The organism is Hydrogenophaga sp. FG152 (genome assembly GCF_057809615.1).
In genome coordinates, this window is record NZ_JBMDKH010000016.1 from 103,504 (window position 1) to 125,623 (window position 22,120).

At 69.0% G+C, this 22,120-nt stretch carries 22 protein-coding genes; 19 read left to right on the forward strand and 3 right to left on the reverse strand.

Annotation, left to right across the window (positions count from 1 at the left end; genetic code table 11):
* Positions 1 to 15: 15 nt before the first annotated feature.
* Together ACODTB_RS18990 and ACODTB_RS18995 are read right to left on the reverse strand one after the other, a co-directional pair.
* On the reverse strand, positions 16 to 2,322 hold the full coding sequence (locus tag ACODTB_RS18990; protein WP_291117388.1) for a molybdopterin-dependent oxidoreductase: 2,307 nt from the start codon (positions 2,320 to 2,322) through the stop codon (positions 16 to 18).
* A gap of 34 nt (positions 2,323 to 2,356) precedes the next feature.
* A complete protein-coding gene (locus ACODTB_RS18995) occupies positions 2,357 to 2,818 on the reverse strand; it encodes an Lrp/AsnC family transcriptional regulator (protein WP_291117390.1) in 462 nt (153 codons plus the stop codon).
* 126 nt (positions 2,819 to 2,944) lie between these two features.
* Here ACODTB_RS18995 and metC point away from each other — a divergent pair, with 126 nt between their 5' ends.
* The 18 genes from metC to ACODTB_RS19085 all read left to right on the forward strand — a co-directional run bounded on the left by metC (position 2,945) and on the right by ACODTB_RS19085 (position 19,564).
* Positions 2,945 to 4,132 (forward strand): cystathionine beta-lyase, encoded by a 1,188-nt coding sequence (gene metC / locus ACODTB_RS19000; protein WP_488929627.1) that lies wholly within the window; start codon positions 2,945 to 2,947, stop codon positions 4,130 to 4,132.
* Positions 4,133 to 4,257: 125 nt separating this feature from the next.
* Positions 4,258 to 5,193 carry a 4-hydroxy-tetrahydrodipicolinate synthase family protein gene (locus ACODTB_RS19005; RefSeq protein ID WP_291117396.1) on the forward strand — a complete coding sequence of 312 codons (936 nt, stop codon included), beginning with the start codon at positions 4,258 to 4,260 and terminating at the stop codon, positions 5,191 to 5,193.
* Between the two features lies 1 nt (position 5,194).
* The gene (locus ACODTB_RS19010) at positions 5,195 to 5,974 is read left to right on the forward strand and encodes an SDR family oxidoreductase (protein ID WP_291117399.1); all 780 of its coding nucleotides are present in this window, start codon (positions 5,195 to 5,197) and stop codon (positions 5,972 to 5,974) included.
* An 86-nt stretch (positions 5,975 to 6,060) separates the two neighbouring features.
* A complete protein-coding gene (locus ACODTB_RS19015) occupies positions 6,061 to 7,074 on the forward strand; it encodes a Bug family tripartite tricarboxylate transporter substrate binding protein (protein WP_291117401.1) in 1,014 nt (337 codons plus the stop codon).
* 64 nt (positions 7,075 to 7,138) lie between these two features.
* Complete coding sequence (locus ACODTB_RS19020) at positions 7,139 to 8,407, forward strand: D-amino acid dehydrogenase (protein WP_291117404.1); 1,269 nt, start codon at positions 7,139 to 7,141, stop codon at positions 8,405 to 8,407.
* Between the two features lie 76 nt (positions 8,408 to 8,483).
* The gene (gene argS / locus ACODTB_RS19025) at positions 8,484 to 10,157 is read left to right on the forward strand and encodes an arginine--tRNA ligase (RefSeq protein ID WP_291117407.1); all 1,674 of its coding nucleotides are present in this window, start codon (positions 8,484 to 8,486) and stop codon (positions 10,155 to 10,157) included.
* 14 nt (positions 10,158 to 10,171) lie between these two features.
* Positions 10,172 to 10,873, forward strand: a complete 702-nt coding sequence (locus ACODTB_RS19030) for an SPOR domain-containing protein (RefSeq protein WP_291117410.1) — start codon at positions 10,172 to 10,174, stop codon at positions 10,871 to 10,873.
* Between the two features lie 73 nt (positions 10,874 to 10,946).
* On the forward strand, positions 10,947 to 11,600 hold the full coding sequence (locus ACODTB_RS19035; protein ID WP_291117414.1) for a thiol:disulfide interchange protein DsbA/DsbL: 654 nt from the start codon (positions 10,947 to 10,949) through the stop codon (positions 11,598 to 11,600).
* Between the two features lie 122 nt (positions 11,601 to 11,722).
* Entirely contained in the window at positions 11,723 to 12,358 is a 636-nt protein-coding gene (gene lptA, locus ACODTB_RS19040; protein ID WP_291117417.1) for a lipopolysaccharide transport periplasmic protein LptA, read from the forward strand.
* On the forward strand, positions 12,355 to 13,152 hold the full coding sequence (lptB, locus tag ACODTB_RS19045) for an LPS export ABC transporter ATP-binding protein (RefSeq protein WP_291117420.1): 798 nt from the start codon (positions 12,355 to 12,357) through the stop codon (positions 13,150 to 13,152). Before lptA ends, lptB begins: the two co-directional genes overlap by 4 nt.
* Before the next feature lie 130 nt (positions 13,153 to 13,282).
* Positions 13,283 to 14,911 carry an RNA polymerase factor sigma-54 gene (gene rpoN, locus ACODTB_RS19050; RefSeq protein WP_291117424.1) on the forward strand — a complete coding sequence of 543 codons (1,629 nt, stop codon included), beginning with the start codon at positions 13,283 to 13,285 and terminating at the stop codon, positions 14,909 to 14,911.
* Entirely contained in the window at positions 14,908 to 16,221 is a 1,314-nt protein-coding gene (locus ACODTB_RS19055; RefSeq protein ID WP_291117428.1) for a THUMP domain-containing class I SAM-dependent RNA methyltransferase, read from the forward strand. Before rpoN ends, ACODTB_RS19055 begins: the two co-directional genes overlap by 4 nt.
* A gap of 1 nt (position 16,222) precedes the next feature.
* Positions 16,223 to 16,648 (forward strand): putative toxin-antitoxin system toxin component, PIN family, encoded by a 426-nt coding sequence (locus ACODTB_RS19060; protein WP_291117431.1) that lies wholly within the window; start codon positions 16,223 to 16,225, stop codon positions 16,646 to 16,648.
* Positions 16,638 to 17,762 (forward strand): toxin-antitoxin system YwqK family antitoxin, encoded by a 1,125-nt coding sequence (locus tag ACODTB_RS19065; protein ID WP_291117434.1) that lies wholly within the window; start codon positions 16,638 to 16,640, stop codon positions 17,760 to 17,762. The genes ACODTB_RS19060 and ACODTB_RS19065 overlap by 11 nt, the downstream gene beginning before the upstream one ends.
* Positions 17,763 to 17,782: 20 nt before the next feature.
* Complete coding sequence (locus ACODTB_RS19070) at positions 17,783 to 18,172, forward strand: DUF488 domain-containing protein (RefSeq protein WP_291117436.1); 390 nt, start codon at positions 17,783 to 17,785, stop codon at positions 18,170 to 18,172.
* Positions 18,169 to 18,633, forward strand: a complete 465-nt coding sequence (locus tag ACODTB_RS19075; protein WP_291117439.1) for an anthrone oxygenase family protein — start codon at positions 18,169 to 18,171, stop codon at positions 18,631 to 18,633. Before ACODTB_RS19070 ends, ACODTB_RS19075 begins: the two co-directional genes overlap by 4 nt.
* Before the next feature lie 31 nt (positions 18,634 to 18,664).
* On the forward strand, positions 18,665 to 19,021 hold the full coding sequence (locus ACODTB_RS19080) for a GFA family protein (protein WP_291117442.1): 357 nt from the start codon (positions 18,665 to 18,667) through the stop codon (positions 19,019 to 19,021).
* Between the two features lie 72 nt (positions 19,022 to 19,093).
* Complete coding sequence (locus ACODTB_RS19085; RefSeq protein ID WP_291117445.1) at positions 19,094 to 19,564, forward strand: hypothetical protein; 471 nt, start codon at positions 19,094 to 19,096, stop codon at positions 19,562 to 19,564.
* A 13-nt stretch (positions 19,565 to 19,577) separates the two neighbouring features.
* Here the strand turns inward: ACODTB_RS19085 and ACODTB_RS19090 are convergent, their stop codons facing one another.
* On the reverse strand, positions 19,578 to 21,197 hold the full coding sequence (locus tag ACODTB_RS19090) for an FMN-binding glutamate synthase family protein (protein WP_488929628.1): 1,620 nt from the start codon (positions 21,195 to 21,197) through the stop codon (positions 19,578 to 19,580).
* 67 nt (positions 21,198 to 21,264) lie between these two features.
* On the opposite strand from ACODTB_RS19090, the gene ACODTB_RS19095 reads away from it, so the two are divergent.
* Complete coding sequence (locus ACODTB_RS19095; RefSeq protein ID WP_291117451.1) at positions 21,265 to 22,077, forward strand: UPF0149 family protein; 813 nt, start codon at positions 21,265 to 21,267, stop codon at positions 22,075 to 22,077.
* The last annotated feature ends 43 nt before the right edge of the window (positions 22,078 to 22,120 follow it).

Genomic DNA, 22,120 nt, shown 5'->3' on the forward strand with positions numbered 1-22,120 from the left:
GGGCGGTGGTGGCGCTCAGGCGGGGGTGAGGGTCGGCGGTTCGAAGGCGCGCACGGGCGCGGCCTCGCCGTGCCAGAGCGCCACGTCCACCAGCGCGGTCATGGCGCTGCTGCCTTGGGCCAGGCGCGAGGTGCCGAGGTCGAGCGTGAGCACGTTCGGGTTGCCGTGGCGCTCCGGCTCGCCACCGTCGCTGTCGAACCAGGCGCCGGTGGAGATCACCACCACGCCCGGCATCACGGCCTCGTCCAGCGTGGCGCCGCCCAGGCAGGTGCCGCGCGCGTTGAACACGCGCACCAGGTCGCCGTCGGCGATGCCGCGTGCGCGTGCGTCGTCCGGGTTCAGTCGAACGCGCTGGCGCTCGCGCAGCTTCTGCTCGCGCGAGACGACCCCGGCATCGAGCTGCGAGTGCAGCTTGTCGGCCGGTTGCGAACTGATCAGGTGCAGCGGCCACTGGCGCGCGCTGTCCGCGCCCAGCCATTCGGCGGGGGCGAGCCAGCTCGGGTGGGGCGGGCAGTCCGCGTAGCCGAAGCCCGCGATGGCGGCCGAGTGCAGCTCGATGCGGCCCGACGGCGTGCCCAGTGGCGCGGCCTGCGGGTCCTGGCGGAAGGCCTCGAACAGCACCATCTCGCGCTCGGGCTCGGGCAGCTCGGCCACACCTTCTTCCCAGAAGCGGTCGAAGTCGGGCAGGGTGAAGCCGGCGGCGCGCCAGTTGTCGGCGGTGCTGTCGTAGAGGGCGCGCACCCAGGCGGCCTCGTCGCGGTCCTCGGTGAACGCGGCCTCGTGCCCGGCGCGCGCCGCCAGGTCGCGGTAGATGTCGAAGTCGTTGCGGCTCTGGCCCACCGGCGCGATCGCCTGCTTCATTGCCAGCAGGTAACGGTCGCGCGACGAACCCCCGACGTCGTTGCGTTCCAGCGTGGTGGTGGCGGGCAGCACGATGTCGGCGCGGCGCGCGGTCGGCGTCCACCAGCTGTCGTGCACGACGATGGTCTCGGGCTTCTGCCAGGCGCGCACCAGGCGGTTCAGGTCCTGGTGGTGGTGGAACGGGTTGCCGCCGGCCCAGTAGACGAGTCGGATGTCGGGGTAGGTCCCTGTGCGGCCGTTGAAGGCATAGGTTTCACCGGGGTGCAGCAGCATGTCGGCCATGCGCGCCACCGGGATGCTGCGGCCAATCGGGTTGGGGCCGGTCGACAGCCGGGGGGCGGCGACATCAGGCCGTGGCGTGGCCGCGCCATTGATGGACCCATGGCCGAAGGCGAACCCCCCGCCCGGCAGGCCGATCTGGCCCAGCACGGCCGCCAGCGCGATGCTGGCCCAGTAGGGCTGTTCACCGTGGTGGGCGCGCTGCAGTGACCAGGTGCAGTTGATCATGGTGCGCTGGCGCGCGGCGCTGCGCGCCAGCTCGGCGATGGTGGGGGCGTCCACGCCGCAGATGGTGGCGGCCCAGGCCGCGTCCTTGGGCTGCCCGTCGTCCGTGCCGCGCAGGTAGCGGGCCCAGGCGTCGAAGCCGCTGCAATGGGTGTGAAGGAAGGCGGTGTCGTGCAGGTCCTCGGCCAGCAGGGTGTGGGCCATGCCCAGCATCAGCGCGGTGTCGGTGTTGGGCCGGATCGGGATCCAGCGCGCGCTCAGGCCCTCGGGCACGTCGGCGCGCGTCGGGCTGATCACCACGAACTCGATGCCTGCCCGGGCGGCGCGGGCGATCCAGGCCGCGCTGCTGTGCTCGCCCGCACCGCCGGAGGTGACCTGGGTGTTGCGCAGCGGCAGGCCGCCGAAGGCAATGAACAGGCGGGTGTGGGCCAGCACGCTGCGCCAGTCGGTCACGCGGCCGGTCACGGGGGCGTAGGTGCCGATCACGTGCGGCAGCAGGAACTGGGCCGCGCCCCAGCTGTAGTTGCCGGCCTGTCCGACGCAGCCGCCGCCGCTGTGCAGAAAGCGCTGGGTGAGCGTGCGCGCGTGGTGCAGGCCGCCGGCCGACGACCAGCCGTAGGAGCCACCGAAGACCGCGCCGTGGCCGTGTTGCCCGCGCACCCGGGCCAGTTCGCCGGCCACCAGGTCCAGCGCGGTGTCCCAGTCGACCTCGACGAAGCGGTCGTGGCCGCGCGCGGCGCGGTCGCTGCCCTCACGCTGGCGCAGCCAACCCTCGCGCACCGCCGGGCGCGCGATGCGCAGCGGCGAATGCACCATGCCCGGCATGGAGCGCAGGATGGGCGAAGGCACCGGGTCGCGCGCGAAGGGCAGGCAGTCGACCACGCGGCCGTCTTCGACCACGGCGGTGAAGGCGCCCCAATGGGACAGGGAGGGAAAGTGCTGGCGCGGATGTGGCATGGTTGGAAATGGAGGCCGCGTCTGGCACGGGGGGTCAGGCGGCGTAGTTGAGCGGCAGCGCGGTGGTGTACTTGATCTCTTCCATCGCGAAGCTGGAGCTGACGTCGAACAGCTCCACGATCTGGATCAGCTTCTTGTAGACGACGTCGAAGCCGGCGATGTCGGGCACCACCACCTTGAGCAGGTAGTCGGTGTCGCCGCTCATGCGGTAGAACTCGACCACCTCGGGCAGGTCGCGCACGCCCAGGGCGAAGCGGCGCAGCCATTGCAGGTCGTGGTGGCTGGTCTTGATGGACACGAACACCGTCACGCCCAGGCCGAGTTTGGCGCTGTCGAGCAGGCACACCTGCTGGCGGATGTAGCCCTGTTCGTGCAGGCGCTGCACGCGCTTCCAGCAGGCGGTGGTCGACAGGCTCACGCGCTCGGCGATCTCGCTGACGGGCAGCCGCGCATCGGTCTGCAGCAGGGCGAGGATGGCTCGGTCTTTCTTGTCCATGGGTGCTTCCGAGTGTCGGGTCGGCAATGGTAAATTTTTTTCACTTGCACGGTGGATTGAGTGCCCATTTGGAAAAAAACGTCTCCGCCCCCGCTCCTAGACTGGCCGCTCAAGGAGTTCCCTCACATGCAAGAAAGCACCCGCCTGGCCTCCCTCGGCCGAGACCCCCAGCGCTTTGGCGGCCTGGTCAACACGCCCATCTTCCGCGGCTCGACGATCCTGTCGTCCAGCATGGCCGAATGGGAGCAGCGCAAGGTCGATCGTGCCGCCGACGTGCCGGGCGCTACCACCTACGGCCGTTTCGGCACCCCCACCACGCACGCGCTGGAAGACGCCATCGCCCAGCTCGAAGGCGGCCACCGCGCCCAGCTGTTCCCCTCGGGGCTGGCCGCCATCACCACCGTGCTCACCGGCCTGCTGCGCCAGGGTGACCATGTGCTGGTGACCGACAGCGCCTACGGCCCCACGCGCGGCTTCCTCTCGCGCGTGCTGGCGCGCTTCGGTGTCGAGATGACGCTGTACGACCCCCGCATCGGGGCCGGCATCGCCGCGCTGATGCGACCCAACACCCGCGTCGTCTACGTGGAATCGCCGGGCTCGGAGACCTTCGAGATCCAGGACATCCCGGCCATTGCCGAGGTCGCGCACCGCCAGGGCGCCCACGTGGTGATGGACAACACCTGGGGCACGCCGCTGTTCTACAAGCCCTTCGAGCACGGCGTGGACGTGTCCATCCAGGCCGCCACCAAGTACATCGTCGGCCATTCGGACGCCATGCTGGGCATCGCCACCTGCACCGCGCAGACCTGGCCGCTGATCAAGCAGGCGGCCCAGGACCTGGGCCAGACTACCAGCCCTGACGATGCCTACCTGGCGCTGCGCGGCCTGCGCACGCTGGGCGTGCGCCTGCGCCAGCACCACAGCGCCGGCCTGGAGGTGGCGCGCTGGCTGGAAGGCCACGACGCCGTCGAGGCCGTGCTGCACCCGGCCCTGCCCAGCCACCCGGGCCACGCCCTGTGGCAACGCGACTTCCTGGGCGCCTGCGGCCTGTTCTCCGTGGTGCTCAAGACCACCTCGGTGCAGGACATGCACGGCTTCGTCGACGCGCTGCAGCTGTTCGGCCTGGGCGTGTCCTGGGGCGGCTTCGAAAGCCTGGTCATTCCCTTCACGCCGGGCGGCGACCACACCGCGGCGCGCTGGCCCTGGCGCGGCCAGGCCCTGCGCCTGCACGTGGGGCTGGAAGACCCGCAGGACCTGATCGCCGACCTCGATCAGGCCCTGCTGGCCATGTCGCGGCGCCTGCGCGCGGCCTGACATAAGCTTCTTTCCAATCTGTCTAAACGATCGGCTCCAAATGACCTTGCGGCGACTACCATCGCTCCCCTTGGAACATACTGGACGGTCGTTTTTCCGTTCCACCCCATCCCAGGTATCTCTCCATGAGCAAGATGAAAATTGAGGGCTCCTTCGTCGCCCTGATCACGCCGTTCAACCAGGACGGCAGCCCCGACTTCGGCGCCTTTCGCAGCCTGCTGAAGTTCCAGGAAGACAACGGCACCAGCGCGGTGCTCATCATGGGATCGACCGGCGAAGTCTCCATGCTCTCGCAGAAGGAGCGCGAAACCATCATCGCCGAGACCGCGCGTTTCAAGACCGGGAAGATGAAGTTCTTCTACGGTTGCACTGGCAACAACACCCAGACCACCATCGATTACCTGAAGTTCGCCCGTGCCAACGGCGCCGACGGTGCGATCCTGGCCGCACCGGCCTACATCTGCGGCCCCGAGGCCGATCTGGAGGACTACTTCCTGGAAGTGGCCGATGCCACCGACCTGCCGCTGGGCCTCTACAACAACCCGCCGCGCGTGAAGACCGACCTGCACTGGGACAACCTGCTGCGCATCTTCAAGCACCCCAACTACGTTGTGCACAAGGAATCGACCACCCGCGTGGGCCAGGTCGCGCAGGTGCTCAAGGCGCGCCCGGACGTGTCGGTGATGTGCTGCGACTCGCCCAACCTGGGCCTGGTCGTGCCGACCATGAGCCTGGGCGGCCATGGCACCGCCAACATGACCGGCAACATCGCCCCTGCCGAGATGGTGACGATCTCCAAGCCCTGGACCACGCCGGACGTGTCGGTCAGCTTCCGCGACGCCTACCTGGGCCTGCTGCCCATGCTTCATTACTCCTACTCCGCCATCAACCCGGTGGCCATCAAGTCCCTGATGAAGGCCGTTGGCCTGCCCTCCGGCATCCTGCGCAAGCCGCTCAAGAACCTGGAAGGCGAAGCGCTGCTCAAGGGCCTGCGCATCGTCAAGGAGCTGGAGCTGGACAAGAAGTACGGCTGGAGCTCGCCCGAGCTGAAGGCGGCCTGACATGGACCTGGGCATCGCAGGGCGCAAGGCGCTGGTGTTTGGCGGCAGCAAGGGCATGGGCCGCGCCTGCGCGCGCGAGCTGTCGGCCGAGGGCGTCGAGGTGGTGATCGCCGCGCGCACGCCAGCCACGCTGGAACAGGCGGCGGCCGAGATCCAGGCCGAAACGGGCACCCCGGTGCGCTGGGTGTCGGCCGACATCACCACCGATGCTGGGCGCGACGCGGCCTTGGCGGCCTGCCCGGCGCCCGACATCCTGATCAACAACGCCGACGGCATGCCGCCCGGCGATTTCCGCGAATGGACGCCGGCCGACTGGCACCGCGCGGTGGACTCGATGATGGTCGGCCCGATCGAAATGATGCGCCGCACCGTGGACGGCATGATCGAACGGCGCTTCGGCCGCATCGTCAACATCGTCTCGCGCAGCGTCAAGACGCCGCAACTGGAGCTGGGCCTGTCCAACGGCGCGCGCTCGGGCCTGGTGGGTTTCGTGGCCGGTCTGGCGCGCCAGACCGTGCGCCACAACGTGACCATCAACAACCTGCTGCCCGGCGTGTTCGCCACCGACGCGCAGCGCCACCACATCCTGGGCATGCTCGACACCACGGGCAAGACCTTCGACCAGCTCTGGCACGAGCGCGGCACCCAGAACCCGGCCGGCCGCTATGGCGAGGCCCATGAGCTCGGGGCGCTGTGCGGCTTCATCTGCTCGGCGCGCGCGGGCTACATCACCGGCCAGAACCTCTTGATCGACGGAGGCGCCTACCCAGGCACCTTCTGACGTCCGATTTGCAAGCCGGCACTCGACCGGCGTCACCGGAGACAGCGTCCCCACCACCGTCCCACCGCCAACCATCCGAGGTCTCCATGAAATCGATCCATCGCCGCGCTTTCACCCGTTATGGCGTCGCCCTGGCCAGCCTGGCCGCTGCTGGTGCGCTTCACGCGCCCCTGGCCCTGGCCCAGGCGCCGTATCCCACCGCCAAGCCCATCGTCATCGTCGTGCCGCACGCGGCTGGTGGCGCGGTGGACGGTGTGGCCCGCACCCTGGCCGAGCGCCTGGCCGAGGATCTGAAGCAAAGCGTGGTGGTGGAGAACCGCCCGGGGGCGTCGGGCCTGATCGGCGCCGCCTCGGTGGCGCGTGCCGATGCCGACGGCTACACGCTGTACTTCAACGCCTCCATCCACGCCGCGGCGCCCCTGCTCTACAAGAGCCAGGTCAAGTTCGACGCGATCAAGGACTTCACGCCGATCGGCATGGTGGCCGAAGGCGCACTGATCTTCAGCGTCAACCCGCAGGTGCCGGCGAACACGGTGATCGACCTGGTCAACGTGGTCAAGGCCAACCCCAACAAGTACAGCTTCGTCACCAGCGGTTACGGCTCCGCGGGCCACCTGGGCATCGCACAGTTCGTGTCCGACGTCGGCCTGGGCGACAAGGGCATTCCGATCGCGCTGTACAAGGGCGCCGCACCCGCGCTGCAGGACCTGATCGGCGGCCAGGTGCACGCCATGATGGACCCGTTCCTCTCTTCGCTGCCGCACGTGCAGAGCGGCCGCCTGCGCGCCATCGCCCAGACCGGCCGCGTGCGCAGCCCGCTGCTGCCCGATGTGCCCACCATGCGCGAAGCCGGCCTGCGCGACTTCGAGTTCTATTCCTGGTATGGCCTGTGGGCGCCGGCCAAGCTGCCCGCACCCGTGTTGAAGGCGCTGGAGTCCGCTACCGAGCGCTCCACGAAGTCGGCCGCGTTCAAGACCAAGCTCAACGGCCTGGGCTTTGACGCCACCTTCCGCAACTCGGCCGACTTCAACAAGTACATCATCAGCGAGACGGCCAAGTACCAGGCCATCATCGAGAAGGCCGGCATCAAGATCGAGTGACCACCCGGTCTTGCGCGGCCCCGGGCCGCGGGGCCGGAGGGCGCGCGAGCGAGCCGATCCGACGATGAAAGTCCTGGTGCTGGGCGCGGGCGTGGTCGGCATGGCCACGGCCTACTACCTCTGGCGCGATGGCCACGAAGTGACCGTGGTCGAGCGCAACGCCGGCCCCGCCGGCGAGACCAGCTTCGGCAATGCCGGCGGCCTGTGTCCCAGTTTCGCCGGCCCCTGGGCGGCGCCCGGCATGGTGTCCAAGGTGCTGCGCATGCTGCTGCAGGCGGACGCCCCCATCCGCTTCCGGCCGCAGGCCAGCCTGCACCAGTGGCGCTGGATCGCCCGCTGGGTGGCCGAATGCAACCCGGAGAGCTTTCGCCGCAACAAGCTGCGCATGCAGCGCGTGGCGCACTACAGCCTGGCCTGCCTGCGCAGCCTGGCCGACGAAGCCGGCCTGCACGACTTCGACTTCCACGCCGACGGCACGCTGTGGCTGTTCCGCACACCGCAGGAGGCCGAGCTCGGCCGCCTGGCCGCGCGGGCGCTGGACAGCTTCGGCGTGCCCTGGCGCTGGCTGGAGCCGAACGAGGTCGATGCCTGCGAGCCCGCGCTGGCGCAGCGCAGCGCCCGCATCGCCGGTGCGCTGCAGCTGCCCGCCGACGCCTCGGGCGACAGCCACCGGTTCGCCCAGTCGCTGGCGCAGCTGCTGCGCGACCAGGGGGTGGCGCTGCGCTTCAACACCACGGTCGAGGCGCTGGAGACCGAAGGGGACCGCGTCACCGGCGTGCGCAGCTCGGCCGGGCGGCTGACGGCCGACGCCTGCGTAGTGGCCCTGGGCAACCAGGCGCCCTTCCTGCTGCGCCCGCTGGGGCTGAACCTGCCGGTCTACCCGCTCAAGGGTTATTCGATCACCGTGCCGCTGCGGGAGGACGCGCCCGACATCCGTCCCGCGCTGATGGACGAGCACAACAAGGTCATGATCTCGCGCCTGGGCGGGCGCATCCGCGCGGCGGGCATGGCCGAGCTGGGCGGCTATGGCCTGAGCGCCGACCCGGCCCAGCGCGACATGCTGCTGCGCGTGGTGCGCGAGTTCATCCCGCGCGGCATGGACGAACAGCGGGTGGATTTCTGGGCCGGCCTGCGCCCCATGACGCCCGATGGCCCACCCATCCTGGGGCCCACGCGCTGGCTCGGCCTGTTCCTCAACAGCGGGCACGGCTCCAACGGCTGGACCCAGGCCTGCGGCACCAGCCGCATCGTGGCCAGCCTGGTGGCCGGGCGCCCGCCCGAGATCGACCTCGAAGGCCTCACTGGCGAGCGCTTCGGCATCAGCGCGCGCTGAGCCGGTGTAGCCCCGCAGGGTGCCACCAGGGCGCCGATCCCGCCGTGAAAGGCGGCCCCCGTAAAATTCCGCCCCTATGCTCAAGATCAAACAGGAACTGTTGGACGGCCTCGCCGCCGCGCTGGAAAGCCTCTCGCCCGGTGCCGGCGCCAAGGCGGCGTTCGAATCGCCCAAGGTGGCGGCCCATGGCGACTTCGCCAGCACCGCGGCCATGCAGTTGGCCAAACCGCTCAAGCTCAACCCGCGCCAGCTCGGCGAGAGCCTGCGCGCCCTGCTGCTGGCGCAGCCGGTGTACCAGCGCTGGGTGTCGGAGATCGACCTGGCCGGCCCGGGTTTCCTCAACATCCGCCTCAAGCCCGAGGCCAAGCAGCAGATCGTGCGCGAGGTGCTGCAGGGCGGTGACGCGTTCGGCATGCAGCCGTCCAACGGCCAGCGCCTGATGGTCGAGTTCGTCTCGGCCAACCCCACCGGCCCGCTGCACGTGGGCCACGGCCGCCAGGCCGCGCTGGGCGACGCGATCTGCAACCTCTACGGCACCCAGGGCTGGAGCGTGCACCGCGAGTTCTATTACAACGACGCGGGCGTGCAGATCGGCACCCTGGCCACCTCCACGCAGCTGCGCGCCCAGGGCGTCAAGCCGGGTGATGCGGACTGGCCCGAGGCCGCCTACAACGGTGACTACATCCAGGACATCGCCAACGACTTCCTCGCGAAGCAGACCGTGAAGGCCGACGACCGCGAGTTCACCGCCAGCGGCGACGTGAACGACCTCGACGGCATCCGCCAGTTCGCCGTGGCCTACCTGCGCCACGAGCAGGACCTGGACCTGCAGGCCTTCGCGGTGAAGTTCGACCACTACTACCTGGAGTCCAGCCTGTACACCAGCGGGCGCGTGGCGGCCACGGTGCAGAAGCTGATCGACGCCGGCAAGACCTACGAGCAGGACGGCGCGCTCTGGCTCAAGTCGACCGAGTACGGCGACGACAAGGACCGCGTGATGCGCAAGTCCGACGGCTCGTTCACCTACTTCGTGCCCGACGTGGCGTACCACATCGCCAAATGGGAGCGCGGCTTCAGCAAGGTCATCAACATCCAGGGCACGGACCACCACGGCACCATCGCGCGCGTGCGCGCCGGCCTGCAGGCCGCGGGCGTGGGCATTCCCCAGGGCTACCCCGACTACGTGCTGCACACCATGGTGCGGGTGGTGCGCGGCGGCGAAGAGGTCAAGATCAGCAAGCGCGCGGGCAGCTACGTCACGCTGCGCGACCTGATCGAATGGACCAGCAAGGACGCGGTGCGCTTCTTCCTGCTCAGCCGCAAGCCCGACACCGAGTACACCTTCGATGTCGATCTGGCGGTGCAGAAGAACAACGACAACCCGGTGTACTACGTGCAGTACGCGCACGCGCGCATCTGCTCGGTGCTGGCCTCGTGGGGCGGCGATGCCAGCACGCTGGCCGACGCCGACCTGTCCGCGCTCGACAGCGCGCCGGCCCAGGCCCTGATGCTGCTGCTGGCCAAGTACCCGGCGATGCTGAGCGACGCCGCGCGCGACTTCGCGCCGCACGACGTCACCTTCTACCTGCGCGAGCTTGCGGCCAGTTACCACAGTTACTACGACGCCGAGCGCATCCTGGTCGATGATGAGGCGGTGAAAACGGCCCGCTTGGCGTTGGTGAAGGCCACCGCGCAGGTGTTGCACAATGGGCTGGCCGTGCTGGGCGTCAGTGCCCCGCAGAAGATGTGATGGTGAAACAAGCGATGAAAAAGAAATCCTCCACCAGCCGAAGCAGCTTTGGCGGCACCCTGATGGGTTTCGTCATCGGCCTGCTCGTGGGCCTGGGCGCCGCACTGGCCGTGGCGGTGTACGTGACGCGCGTGCCGATCCCGTTCGTGGACCGCAACGTCTCGCGCAATCCCGATCAGGACGCGCTCGAGGCCGAGCGCAACAAGGGTTGGAACCCGAACCGCAGCCTGGGTGGCGCCCCCGTGCCGGCCACCCCGGCGCCCGCCGTGCCGGCCGCGCAGGCGCCGGGCGCCATCGTGGTGCCTCCGGCCGATGGCCAGCCCCTGCCGGCGCCGGCCGCGCCCGCCACCGGCGCGGCCACCCGCCCGGCCGCCGACCCGCTGGGCGACCTGGTGCAGTCGCGCCTGGGCCAGCCCGGGGCTGCCGCGCCAGCGCCCACCACGCCGGCCACCACGGCCGCCGCCCCCCCCGGGGCCGACCCCTTCACCTACTTCGTGCAGGCCGGCGCCTTCCGCACGCCGGAAGACGCCGAGGCCCAGCGCGCCAAGCTCGCCATGCTGGGCATCGATGCCGCGATCAGCGAGCGCGAGCAGAACGGCCGCACGGTGTTCCGCGTGCGCGTGGGCCCCTTCAACCAGAAGGCCCTGGCCGACCTGACGCTGGAGCAACTGCAGGTCAATCACATCGAATCGGCCCTGGTGCGCGTGCAGCGCTGAGGCGATCCTCCGGCGGGAACTTTTGCCGCTTCGGCCAGCCCCAACCGGGCCTGTTCCCCTGGAGTTTCATTTCATGCAACGTCGCGATTTCTCCCGTTCCCTGCTGGCCGCCGGCACCACCGCCCTGGGCGCCGCCAGCGGCCTGACCCTCACGCCCGCCCTGGCGCAGCGCGTGGGGCCCAAGGAGGGCGTGGACTTCATGCGCCTGGCCAAGCCGGCCCCGGTGCAGAGCCCGGCGAGCCAGGTCGAGGTGCTGGAGTTTTTTGCCTACAGCTGCATCCACTGTTTCAACTTCGAGCCGATCTTCGACGACTGGATCCAGAAGAAGCCGGCGCATGTGACCGTCAGGCGCATGCCGGTCGCCTTCAGCCCGCAGTTCGTGCCCATGCAGCGCCTGTACTTCACGCTGGAGGCCATGAACCTGGTCGACAAGCTGCACGCCAAGGTCTTCCAGGCCATCCATGTGGAGCGCCTGCCGCTGACCACGCCGCCGGCCATCATCGACTGGGTGGGCAAGCAGGGCGTGGACCGCGCGAAGTTCACCGAGATCTTCGACATCGCCGCGACCGGCCAGAAGGCCCAGCAGGCCGTGAACCTGCAGGATGCCTACGGGGTGGAGGGCACGCCTGCGCTGGGCATCGGCGGCCGCTACTACCTGCCTGGGCAGGGCCCGCGCACCCTGGTGGTGGCCAATGCCCTGATCGCCGAGCTGCGCGCCAAGGCCTGAAACCGCCGCTTGCCCTGCTCACAAGGCCCGCCCCGTGCGGGCCTTGTGGTTTGTGCGGCACTGCCCCGGGGATTGAAGTTGTCGCCGCTACAATGAATGCAAGTTTCGTGCCCTCAAATCCCATGCCCTTCCTTTCCACTTCCCGCCGCGCCGTTCCCTGGGCCCTCTGCCTGTCCGCCGCGCTGTGGTGCGCGAGCCCTGCCCAGGCCGAAAAAGCCGACCGCAACCTGCCCTTGAACGCCGAAGCCGATGCGCTGCGCCACGACGACGCGCGCCAGACCAGCGTGTTCACCGGCAACGTGGTCATCACCAAGGGCACCATCATCATCCGTGGCGACCAGGTCGAGGTGCGGCAGGACGCCCAGGGCAACCAGTTCGGCATCGTGCACGGCAAACCCGGCTTCTTCCGCCAGAAGCGCGACCTGGTCGACGAGTTCATCGAAGGCACGGGCCAGCGCATCGACTACGACGGCAAGGCCGACACCGTGCGCTTCACCGGCAACGCGGTGCTCAAGCGCTTCAAGGGCACGCAACTGAACGACGAGACCACGGGCAACGTGATCGTCTACAACAACACCACCGACGTGTTCACCGTGGACGGTGGCGTGGCCAACCGCACGCCGCAGAACCCCACCGGCCGCGTGCGCGCCATGCTCACGCCCGTGCCGAAGGAGGGCGGCGTCCCTGCCACCCCACCGCCGCCCGCCCCGCCGGCCACACTCAAACCCAGTCCCCAGCTTGAAGAGGGCCGCCAGTGACGGATGCCTCTCCCAGCCCGGCGGCCTCCCCCAGGGGCCGCCCCGCCCCGGTGGTCAGCCGCCTCGAGGCGCGCGGCCTGCAGAAGTCCTACGGCAGCCGCAAGGTGGTCAAGGACGTGTCGCTCGCGGTCTTCAAGGGCGAGGTGGTCGGCCTGCTCGGGCCCAACGGCGCGGGCAAGACCACGTCCTTCTACATGCTGGTCGGCCTGCTGCGCTCCGACGCGGGCCAGATCCTGCTGGACAACCAGCCGATCGAAAGCCTGCCCATCCACCGCCGCGCGCGCCTGGGACTGGGCTACCTGCCGCAGGAGGCCTCGATCTTCCGCAAGCTCAGCGTGGCCGACAACGTGCGCGCCGTGCTGGAGCTGCAGGAGGACGAGCAGGGCAAGTCGCTGGACCGTGCCACCATCGAAGCCCGGCTCGACGCCCTGCTGCAGGACCTGCACGTGGAGCACCTGCGCGATTCGCCCGCGCCGGCACTCTCCGGCGGTGAACGCCGCCGCGTGGAAATCGCCCGCGCCCTGGCCACCGAGCCGCGCTTCATCCTGCTCGACGAGCCCTTCGCCGGCATCGACCCGATCGCCGTGATCGAGATCCAGCGCATCATCGGTTTTCTCAAATCGCGTGGCATCGGTGTGCTGATCACCGACCACAACGTGCGCGAAACGCTGGGCATCTGCGACCGCGCCTACATCATCAACGACGGCCACGTGCTCACCAGCGGCACCCCCGCAGAGATCGTGGAAAACGCCGACGTTCGCCGGGTGTATCTCGGCGAACACTTCAGGATGTGAGGGTCGGCATGTCGCTCGCATCAGAACGCCCGCGAGGGCCTGCATTCACCAGGGCTCCCGAGGATCCGGCTTTGCCGGGCCCAGGGTGCGCCCCCCTGGGGGGGGCGCGCAAAGCGCGGCGGGGGGGCTTGTGAAACAAGGCCTTTCGCTCCGCGTCTCGCAGCACCTGGCGCTCACGCCCCAGCTGCAGCAGTCGATCCGGCTGCTGCAGCTGTCCACGCTGGAGATGGCGCAGGAAGTCGAGCAGATGCTCGACGACAACCCCTTCCTCGAACGCGCGGAGGAAATCGCCGAGCGCGAGACCTTCGGGCTGGAGCAGACCGATGTGCCGGTGAGCGCCGGCGAGCAGATCGCCGAGGCGGCCCTGCCCGAGGCGCCGGTGTCTTTGTCCTCATCGCTCGAATCCACCAGCGCGAGCACCGACAGCGCTGACGGCGATGGGCTGGAAAGCAAGCTGGACGGCGCCACCCCGGTGGAGGAAAGCTGGGAGGGCGACGGCACGGTGGAGATGGCGCCTGACGACAGCGAGTGGGGCGGCGACGCGCCCGCGCGCAACAACGGTTCGGGCGACAGCGACGAAACCGCCAGCGCCGCCGACCTGGCCCGTGCTCCGGTCAGCCTGCAGGACCACCTGCACGACCAGGCACGCTGCCTGCGCCTGTCGGACGAAGACCGCGCCGCGCTGTACTTCCTGATCGAATCGCTCAACGACGACGGCTACCTGGAAGAAAGCCTGGCCGAACTGGCCGACGCCTGGCTGCATCTCTCGGGCACGCCCCAGCTCGCGGGCGACCCGAACGACGCGCTGGAGGCGCGCGAGGCGCTGGAGCAGCGCCTGGCGGTGGCGCTGCAGCTGCTGCAGCACATGGAGCCCTCGGGCGTGGGCGCGCGGGATCTGGGCGAATGCCTGCGCCTGCAGATCCTGGAGCTGCGCAACACCGCCGAGGCGCGCGCCGCGCTCGCCATCTGCAACCAGCCGCTGGAGCTCATGGCCAAGCGCGACGTGAAGCGCCTGTGCAACCTCTGCGGCATCGACGACGAGACCGCGCGCGCCGCGCTCGGCCTGATCGCCCGCCTCGAACCCAAGCCGGGCCGCCGCTTCGTCGACGTGGAGCGCAACGTGGTCGTGCCCGACGTCATCGTCACGCGCGCCGGCCGAGGCTTCAAGGTCATCCTCAACCCCGACGTGATGCCGCGCCTGCGCGTGCACGATGTCTACGCCAACGCCATGCGGCAGAACCGCGGCGGGCGCGACGGCGGCGGCGAGGCCGGCCACGCCGCCATGCAGCAGCGCCTGCAGGAGGCGCGCTGGTTCATCAAGAACATCCAGCAGCGTTTCGACACCATCCTGCGCGTGTCCAGCGCGATCGTCGAGCGCCAGCGCAACTTCTTCATGCACGGCGAACTCGCCATGCGCCCGCTGGTGCTGCGCGAGATCGCCGACGAACTCGGCCTGCACGAATCCACCATCAGCCGCGTGACCACCGCCAAGTACATGGCCACGCCCTTCGGTACCTACGAACTCAAGTACTTCTTCGGCTCATCGCTGGGCACCGAGACCGGCGGCAACGCCTCCAGCACGGCGGTGCGCGCGCTGCTCAAGCAGTTCATCGCTGCCGAGGAGCCCGCCAAGCCGCTGTCGGACAACCAGCTCTCCGACCTGCTGCGCGAGCAGGGCATCGAGTGCGCGCGCCGCACCGTGGCCAAATACCGCGAGGCGCTGCGCATCGCGCCCGCCAACCTGCGCAAAGCACTGTGAACCAACTTCAAGTTTTTCTGCCCTGCGCCGCCGGCGTGGAGGAAATGCTCGCCGCCGAAGTGCAGCGCATCACCGGCGAAGCCTCGCCCTACAAGGCGCGCGGCGGTGTCGCGCTCAATGCCTCGTGGCGCGATGCCCTGCGCCTGAACCTGCACAGCCGCCTCACGCAGCGCGTGCTGGTGCAGCTCTGGCACGGCGGCTACCGCAACGAGCAGGACCTGTACAACGCCGCGGGCGAGGTGGCCTGGGAAATCTGGTTCACGCCGGCCGAGACCATCAAGGTCGAGATCACCGCGCAGCACAGCCCGCTGACCTCGCTGAACTTCGCCGCGCTCAAGGTGAAGGACGCGATCTGCGACCGCTTCCGCGCCAAGCGCGGCGAGCGCCCCAGCGTGAACACCACCTGGCCCGATGTGCGCATCTACGTGCACCTGACCACCGAGACGGTGAGCCTGTACATCGACACCTCGGGCGAGCCGCTGTTCAAGCGCGGCTGGCGCGAGGACAAGGGCGACGCACCGTTGAAGGAAACCCTGGCCGCCGCCATGATCGCGGCCACCGGCTGGGAGGCGGGCATCGACACGCCGCTGGACGCCATCGCGCCGCTGTACGACCCCTGCTGCGGCAGCGGCACGGTGGTGATCGAGGCCGCGCAGATCGCGCTGAACATCGCGCCGGGCCAGCTGCGCCGTTTCGCGTTCGAGAAACTGCTGCCGTTCCAGCCGCACGTGTGGCAGGCCATCAAGGCCGATGCCGCGCAACAGCAGCGCGAGTGGCCGACGGGCCATGCGCCCATCGTCTTCGGCAGCGACGTGTCATTCCGCATGGTCGATTTCGCGCAGCGCAACGCCGAGCGCGCCGGTGTGGCCCATGCCGTGGAGCTGCGCGGCGGCGACGCGCTGCAGCGCACGCCGCCCACCGCGCGCCCCGGTGTGCTGCTGCTCAACCCGCCCTACGGCGAGCGCATCGCCGCCGCCGGCGTGGCTGGTGAAAACGCCAGCGCCCGGGCCCAGCGCATGGCACCGCGCGCGCCCCGCACCTTCACCGTGGGCGCGCCGCCGCCACCCGCCGCCGGCCAGGGCCGCGAGAGCGCGCAGATGGCCGATGGCGGCGACGGCAGCGACTTCTTCAACCAGCTCGCCGCGCACTGGAAGACCCACTACGCGGGCTGGAGCGCCTGGTTGCTCACGCCCGACCTCAAGCTGCCCGGCAAGATGCGCTTCAAGGAATCGCGCCGCGTGCCGCTGTGGAACGGCCCGATCGAGTGCCGGCTGTTCCGCTTCGATCTCACCGCGAGAAAGACCGGCTGACATGGACACCGTCGTGCTCGACACCAACATCGCGCTCGATCTGTTCGTCTTCCAGGACCCCGCCACCGCGCCCCTGCGCGAGGCACTGGAGCGCTCGCATGGCCAGTGGCTGGCCACCGCCGCCATGCGCGAAGAGTTGGTGCGCGTGCTGGCCTACCCGCAGATCGCGCGCCGCCTGGCGGCCCAGGACCGGCCCGCGCAGGCCGTGCTCGATGCGTTTGACCGCTGCGCCCGGCTCGTGCCCGAAGCCTCCAAGGCCGCCTTCACCTGCAAGGACGCCGACGACCAGAAGTTCATCGACCTCGCCGCTGCGCACCGTGCCACGCTGGTCAGCAAGGACGACGCCGTGCTCTGCATGGCCCGGCGCATGGAGCGCATCGGCGTGACCATCTGCCGCGAATGGACGAGCCCTGCCCATGCGGTTTGAACGCCAGCTCCTGGGGCTGAGCATCGCGCTGATGGTCTGTGCCCCGTCCTGGGCCGTGCAGCGCTGCGAACTCAACGGCGAGAGCGTGAACCCGAACAACGGCCACACCACGGCCGGCAAGAGCGGCGTGATGCGCTGCACCGACGAGGACGGCCAGGTGCGCCGCCGCGAGCAGACCCTGCGCGAAGGCCGCTTCGTCGGCCCCGTGGTGATGGTGCTGGCGGACGGCGAGCGGCGCGAGTACAGCGTCAACGAGCGCGGCAACCGCCACGGCGTGGCGCGCACCTTCGATGCCAAGGGCACGCTGCGCAAGGAGGAGAACCTCGACAACGGCAGCAACGTGGGCGTGCAGAAAAACTTTGCCGAGGCCGGGTACCTGCAAGAACTGCACTTCGCTGACGAGCGCCGCACGGTGCTCACCATCGCCTACCTCGCGGACGGCACGCTGAAGGAACTGCGTTGCGCGCCGACCAGCGTGCTGCCGCAGGACCGCGATGTCTGCGGCCACGGCGGGCGCGCGAGCGAGGTCACGCTGTACCGCGAACCCGGCAAATCCTCGGGCACCGTGAGCTACCTCAAGGGCCAGATGCAGCGCCTGAGCGTGCTCGACCGCGAAGGCCGGCTGGTGCGCAACGAAGAACTCAAGGACGGCCGGCGCATCAAGCGCGTGTTCTACGCCTCGGGCCAGCCGCGTTCCGAAACCGATTTCATCGAGCGCGATCCCGGCGGCCCGGGCGGCCGCGAGGGCACGGCGCGCGAATGGGCCGAGAGCGGCCAGCTCACGCAGGAATCCACCTGGGCCCAGGGCTACGAGCAGCGCATCCAGCAGTGGTACCTGAACGGCCAGCCGAAAATGCGCCAGCAGATCCGCCGCGAAGGCCGCGAGCAGGAGCGCACCATCGAGAGCTTCTGGGACAACGGCAAGCCCGCGGCCGTCAACGCCGAGCGCAATGGCCGCCTCTGGGGCTGGCAGAAGTACTTCAACGAAGAAGGCGTGCTCGTGCGCGAGGACGAACATGGCGAACGCGGGCTGCTGCTGCGCCGCAAACGGTACAACGAACAGGGCAGGCTGGAGCGCGAGGAGCGCTTTCTGGAAGACGGCTCGCGCATCTGAAGTTTCACAAGGAGACGGCCATGGCCATTCGGGTGGTTCGACTGGGCAGCGACAGGGCGGCGGGCGAGGGCACCCGCATCGGCACGGTGCGGCGGCCGCCGCGCGGCGTGCCCAAGACCGAGTTCGCCTCGGGCAACTGGTACGACGTGTGGTACCCCAACCTCGCGCCCAGCGTGGAGACCATGAAGCTCGGTCAGTCCGCCGAGACGCCCGCGCAGTGGAGCGCCTTCACGCGCAAGTACCGCGCCGAGATGGCCACACCCGAGAGCGCGCGCAACCTGGAATTGCTTGCCGCGCTGTCGCACGGATCGGATTTTTCCGTCGGCTGCTACTGCGAGGACGAGTCGCACTGCCACCGCTCGGTGCTGCGCGAGCTGCTGCGGGAAAAGGGCGCGAAGGTCGAACCATGAGCGGCACCGACCTGCTGGCCCTGCTCACCGCCCTTGGCGCGGCCACGGTGGGGGGCGTGTTCTTCGGCTTCTCCAGCTTCGTGATGAAGGCGCTGGCGCAACTGCCCGCCGCGCAGGGCGTGGCCGCCATGCAGCGCATCAACGTCGTGGTGATCAACCCGTGGTTCATGGGGGCGTTCATGGGCACCCTGCTGCTGTCCATCGCCTGTCTGGCGGTGGCGCTGATGACCGCGTCCTCAGCGTTGCTGGTGGCAGGGCTGCTCTATGCGGTGGGGACGTTCGGTGTGACCGGGGCATTCAATGTGCCGCGCAACAACCGCCTTGCGCGCCTGGAGGCCACGTCTGCCGAAGCGGCAACATATTGGCCGGTCTACGTGCGCGAATGGACGCGCTGGAACCATGTGCGCACCGGGGCGGCTTTGGCGTCGGCGGTGTGTGCGGTCCTGGTTTGCTACAACTGACTTTCCCCTTCCAGGTTTGCGAGGTTCTTCCATGGCAAGCACACGCTATTCCGGCAGTTGCCATTGCGGCAAGGTCGCGTTCGACGTCGAGGGCGAGATCGGCAGCGCCCTGTCGTGCAACTGCTCCATCTGTTCCCGCAAAGGGTCCTTGCTCTGGTTCGTGCCGCGCGACCAGTTCACGCTGAAAACCCCCGAGGACGCGGCCAGCACCTACCTGTTCAACAAGCACCTCATCAAGCACCGCTTCTGCCCCACGTGCGGCATGCATCCCTACGCCGAGGGCGTCGATCCCAAGGGCAACGCCGTGGCGGCGGTGAACCTGCGCTGCATCGAGGGACTGGACCTGAGCACGGTCCCGGTGCAGGAATTCAATGGGCGAGACAGGTGAAATACGGTAGGGGGTAGTAAGTAAAAAGTATTGATAAACTCCCGGGCTTTCAACAAACCCGGGAGGTTTTTCATGATCCGTTTTTGTCTGTTTGCGCTCGGCGCGCTTTCGCTCACCGGCTGCGCCTCGGTGATCAACGACGTGACCCATCCGATGAAGGTGGAGACGAAGACGCCGGAAGGGCAGGTGGTGGCCGGCGCGGAATGCAAGCTCACCAACGACTACGGCGTCGTCCAGATGAAATCCGGTGACACCGTGCAGGTGCGCCGCTCCAGCAAAGACCTGGACATCGTGTGCAAGGATCCGTCGAACCCAGAGGCTGTGGCCAAAGCCGTTTCACGCGCGAATGGCGGCATGTTTGGCAACATCATTCTCGGCGGCGGCATCGGCGCCATCATCGATCACAACAAGGGAACGGCTTATACCTACCCTCAGTGGGTCCAGCTGGTGTTTGGCCGAACCCTGATGTTCGACCGTGCGGCCGAGAAGGATGGCATGCCCACGACGGGCACCGACGTGCCGACGGCAACCGCGAGCAAGTAGCTCGCTGCTCGGATCAGGCCAGGCTGAACCGCTCCGCGCTGGCCCGCTCCCAATAGGTCGTGAACACCGCGTGCTGCGCCGTCAGGTCGGTCAGCAGCGCGCCGGGTGGCGTGGAGGGCAGCAGGTTGGCCAGCAGGCGCACCTCGTTCTCGCTCACGCGGCGCACCAGGTGGTGCGAGGTGATCTGGCGCGGGTGCTGCAGCCCGGCGGCCTGCACAAGTTCCTGCAGCGCCATCAGCGTGCTCTGGTGGAAATGGAACACGCGCTGGGCCTTGTCGGGCACCACCAGCGCCTGCTGGCGCACCGGGTCCTGCGTGGTCACGCCGGTGGGGCAGTGGCCGGTGTGGCAGCTCTGCGCCTGGATGCAACCCAGCGCGAACATGAAGCCACGCGCGCTGTTGCACCAGTCCGCGCCGATGGCCATGGCGCGCACGATGTCGAAGGCGCTCACCACCTTGCCGGCGCAGCCGACCTTGATGTGCTCGCGCAGGTTCACGCCCACCAGGGTGTTGTGCACCAGGCGCAGGCCTTCCTGCAGCGGGGCGCCCACGTGGTCGGTGAACTCCAGCGGCGCCGCGCCGGTGCCGCCCTCGGCGCCATCGACCACGATGAAATCCGGCCGCACGCCGGTCTGCAGCATGGCCTTGACGATGGCGAACCACTCCCAGGGGTGGCCGATGCACAGCTTGAAGCCGACCGGCTTGCCGCCCGAGAGTTCACGCAACTGGGTGATGAAATGCATCATCTCGATCGGCGTGGTGAACGCGCTGTGCGACGAGGGCGAGACACAGTCGATGCCCACCGGCACGCCGCGCGCGGCGGCGATCTCGGGCGTGACCTTGGGGCCGGGCAGCACGCCGCCGTGGCCCGGCTTGGCGCCCTGGCTCAGCTTGATCTCGATCATCTTCACCTGCGGGTCGATCGCGTTGGCCTGGAAACGCTCGGGGCTGAAGCGGCCGGTCTCGTCGCGGCAGCCGAAGTAGCCCGAACCGATCTCCCAGATCAGGTCGCCACCGTTGAGGCGGTGCCAGGCGGAGATCGAGCCCTCGCCCGTGTCGTGCGCGAAGCCGCCCTTTTTCGCACCGGCGTTGAGCGCCTGGATCGCGTTGGCCGAGAGCGCGCCGAAGCTCATCGCAGAGATGTTGAAGATGCTGGCGTCGTAGGGCTGCGTGCACGCGTCGCCGCCGATCAGCACGCGGAAGTCGTGTGTGGCCAGCGTGCTCGGCTGCAGCGAGTGGTTGAGCCACTCGTGGCCGTCGGCATTCATGTCCAGCTGCGAACCGAAGGGGCGCTTGTCGGTCTCGCCCTTGGCGCGCGCGTAGGCCAGGCTGCGCTGGCTGCGCGAGAAGGGCGTGGCGTCGGTGTCGTTCTCCAGGAAATACTGGCGGATCTCAGGCCGGATCTTCTCCAGCATGAAGCGCAGGTGCCCGATGACCGGGTAGTTGCGCAGCACCGAGCTCTTGGTTTGCCGCAGGTCCCAGACGCCCACCGCTGACAGGGCCCCGAACAGCAGGAACGTGAACCCCCCGAGGCCGAAGGCCACCAGCGTGAACAGGCTCAGCAGCGCGATCAGCGCGCAGAGCGCGAAAGCGGTGTATCGCACGGGATAGAGGGCGTTGAGGCGGTCGAGCATGCGGGCTTTCTTGGGTGTACCGGGGAATACACTGCGGGGCATCATAAAACCCCGGCTTTTTTGCACCATGACAACGACGAACACCCCCTTCGACCCGGCCGGCGCGCTGGACCATGACGACTACGACGCGCTCGACGCCATCCTGGACGACCTGCGCACGCGCGGCGACGAGGTGCCGCAATGGGAGTTCTGCGAAGGCGCGATGGCCGCACTGCTGTGCACGCGCCGCCCGATCGAGCCCGCCGAGTGGCTGCCGGTGCTGCTGGGCACCGGCCCGCTGCCCACCGCGCCGCAGGACGACGGCACGCATTTCAGCAACACCGCGCAGTACGAGCGTTTCATGGACCTGTGGTCGCGCCGCCAGGCCGAGGTGGCGGCATCGCTGGCCGCACCCGTGGACACGCTGGAGGACGAGCGCAGCTACCACCCCGAGCTGATGGATGTGCGCGGCGCCGTGGCCGCGCTGCCGGACGAAGAGCGCGCCGAGTTCCAGGACCAGGAACTGCCGGCCTACGCCCAGGTGTGGGCGCTGGGCTTCATGTTCGTGGTGGAGAACTTCGGCGAGGACTGGGAGCCGCCGCGCGACAAGGAGACCGCCGCCTGGATCGACGAGGCGCTCGACAAGGTGGTCGCGCTGACCGAGGACGACACCGACACCCCCACGGTGAACATGCACGCCGAGGACGGCCCGCCCAGCGTGAGCGACGACCGGCTCAACGCCTTCGGCGCCGCCATCTGGGCGGTCTACGACCTGCACCAGATCGGCAAGAGTTTGGGGCCTCGCGTGGAGCCGGTGCGCAAGGAGGCCACGCCGGGCCGCAACGACCCCTGCCCGTGTGGCAGCGGGAAAAAGTACAAGAAGTGCCACGGCATGGCTTGACCCACCGCTGCGGCTGCGCGCCACCCCTCAAGGGGGCAATGCC

Coding starts and splice junctions, on each gene's coding strand:
- ACODTB_RS18990 (WP_291117388.1), bottom strand. CDS start 2,322: ATGCCACATCCGCGCCAGCACTTTCCCTCCCTGTCCCATTGGGGCGCC.
- ACODTB_RS18995 (WP_291117390.1), bottom strand. CDS start 2,818: ATGGACAAGAAAGACCGAGCCATCCTCGCCCTGCTGCAGACCGATGCG.
- metC (WP_488929627.1), top strand. CDS start 2,945: ATGCAAGAAAGCACCCGCCTGGCCTCCCTCGGCCGAGACCCCCAGCGC.
- ACODTB_RS19005 (WP_291117396.1), top strand. CDS start 4,258: ATGAGCAAGATGAAAATTGAGGGCTCCTTCGTCGCCCTGATCACGCCG.
- ACODTB_RS19010 (WP_291117399.1), top strand. CDS start 5,195: ATGGACCTGGGCATCGCAGGGCGCAAGGCGCTGGTGTTTGGCGGCAGC.
- ACODTB_RS19015 (WP_291117401.1), top strand. CDS start 6,061: ATGAAATCGATCCATCGCCGCGCTTTCACCCGTTATGGCGTCGCCCTG.
- ACODTB_RS19020 (WP_291117404.1), top strand. CDS start 7,139: ATGAAAGTCCTGGTGCTGGGCGCGGGCGTGGTCGGCATGGCCACGGCC.
- argS (WP_291117407.1), top strand. CDS start 8,484: ATGCTCAAGATCAAACAGGAACTGTTGGACGGCCTCGCCGCCGCGCTG.
- ACODTB_RS19030 (WP_291117410.1), top strand. CDS start 10,172: ATGAAAAAGAAATCCTCCACCAGCCGAAGCAGCTTTGGCGGCACCCTG.
- ACODTB_RS19035 (WP_291117414.1), top strand. CDS start 10,947: ATGCAACGTCGCGATTTCTCCCGTTCCCTGCTGGCCGCCGGCACCACC.
- lptA (WP_291117417.1), top strand. CDS start 11,723: ATGCCCTTCCTTTCCACTTCCCGCCGCGCCGTTCCCTGGGCCCTCTGC.
- ACODTB_RS19060 (WP_291117431.1), top strand. CDS start 16,223: ATGGACACCGTCGTGCTCGACACCAACATCGCGCTCGATCTGTTCGTC.
- ACODTB_RS19065 (WP_291117434.1), top strand. CDS start 16,638: ATGCGGTTTGAACGCCAGCTCCTGGGGCTGAGCATCGCGCTGATGGTC.
- ACODTB_RS19070 (WP_291117436.1), top strand. CDS start 17,783: ATGGCCATTCGGGTGGTTCGACTGGGCAGCGACAGGGCGGCGGGCGAG.
- ACODTB_RS19075 (WP_291117439.1), top strand. CDS start 18,169: ATGAGCGGCACCGACCTGCTGGCCCTGCTCACCGCCCTTGGCGCGGCC.
- ACODTB_RS19080 (WP_291117442.1), top strand. CDS start 18,665: ATGGCAAGCACACGCTATTCCGGCAGTTGCCATTGCGGCAAGGTCGCG.
- ACODTB_RS19085 (WP_291117445.1), top strand. CDS start 19,094: ATGATCCGTTTTTGTCTGTTTGCGCTCGGCGCGCTTTCGCTCACCGGC.
- ACODTB_RS19090 (WP_488929628.1), bottom strand. CDS start 21,197: ATGCTCGACCGCCTCAACGCCCTCTATCCCGTGCGATACACCGCTTTC.
- ACODTB_RS19095 (WP_291117451.1), top strand. CDS start 21,265: ATGACAACGACGAACACCCCCTTCGACCCGGCCGGCGCGCTGGACCAT.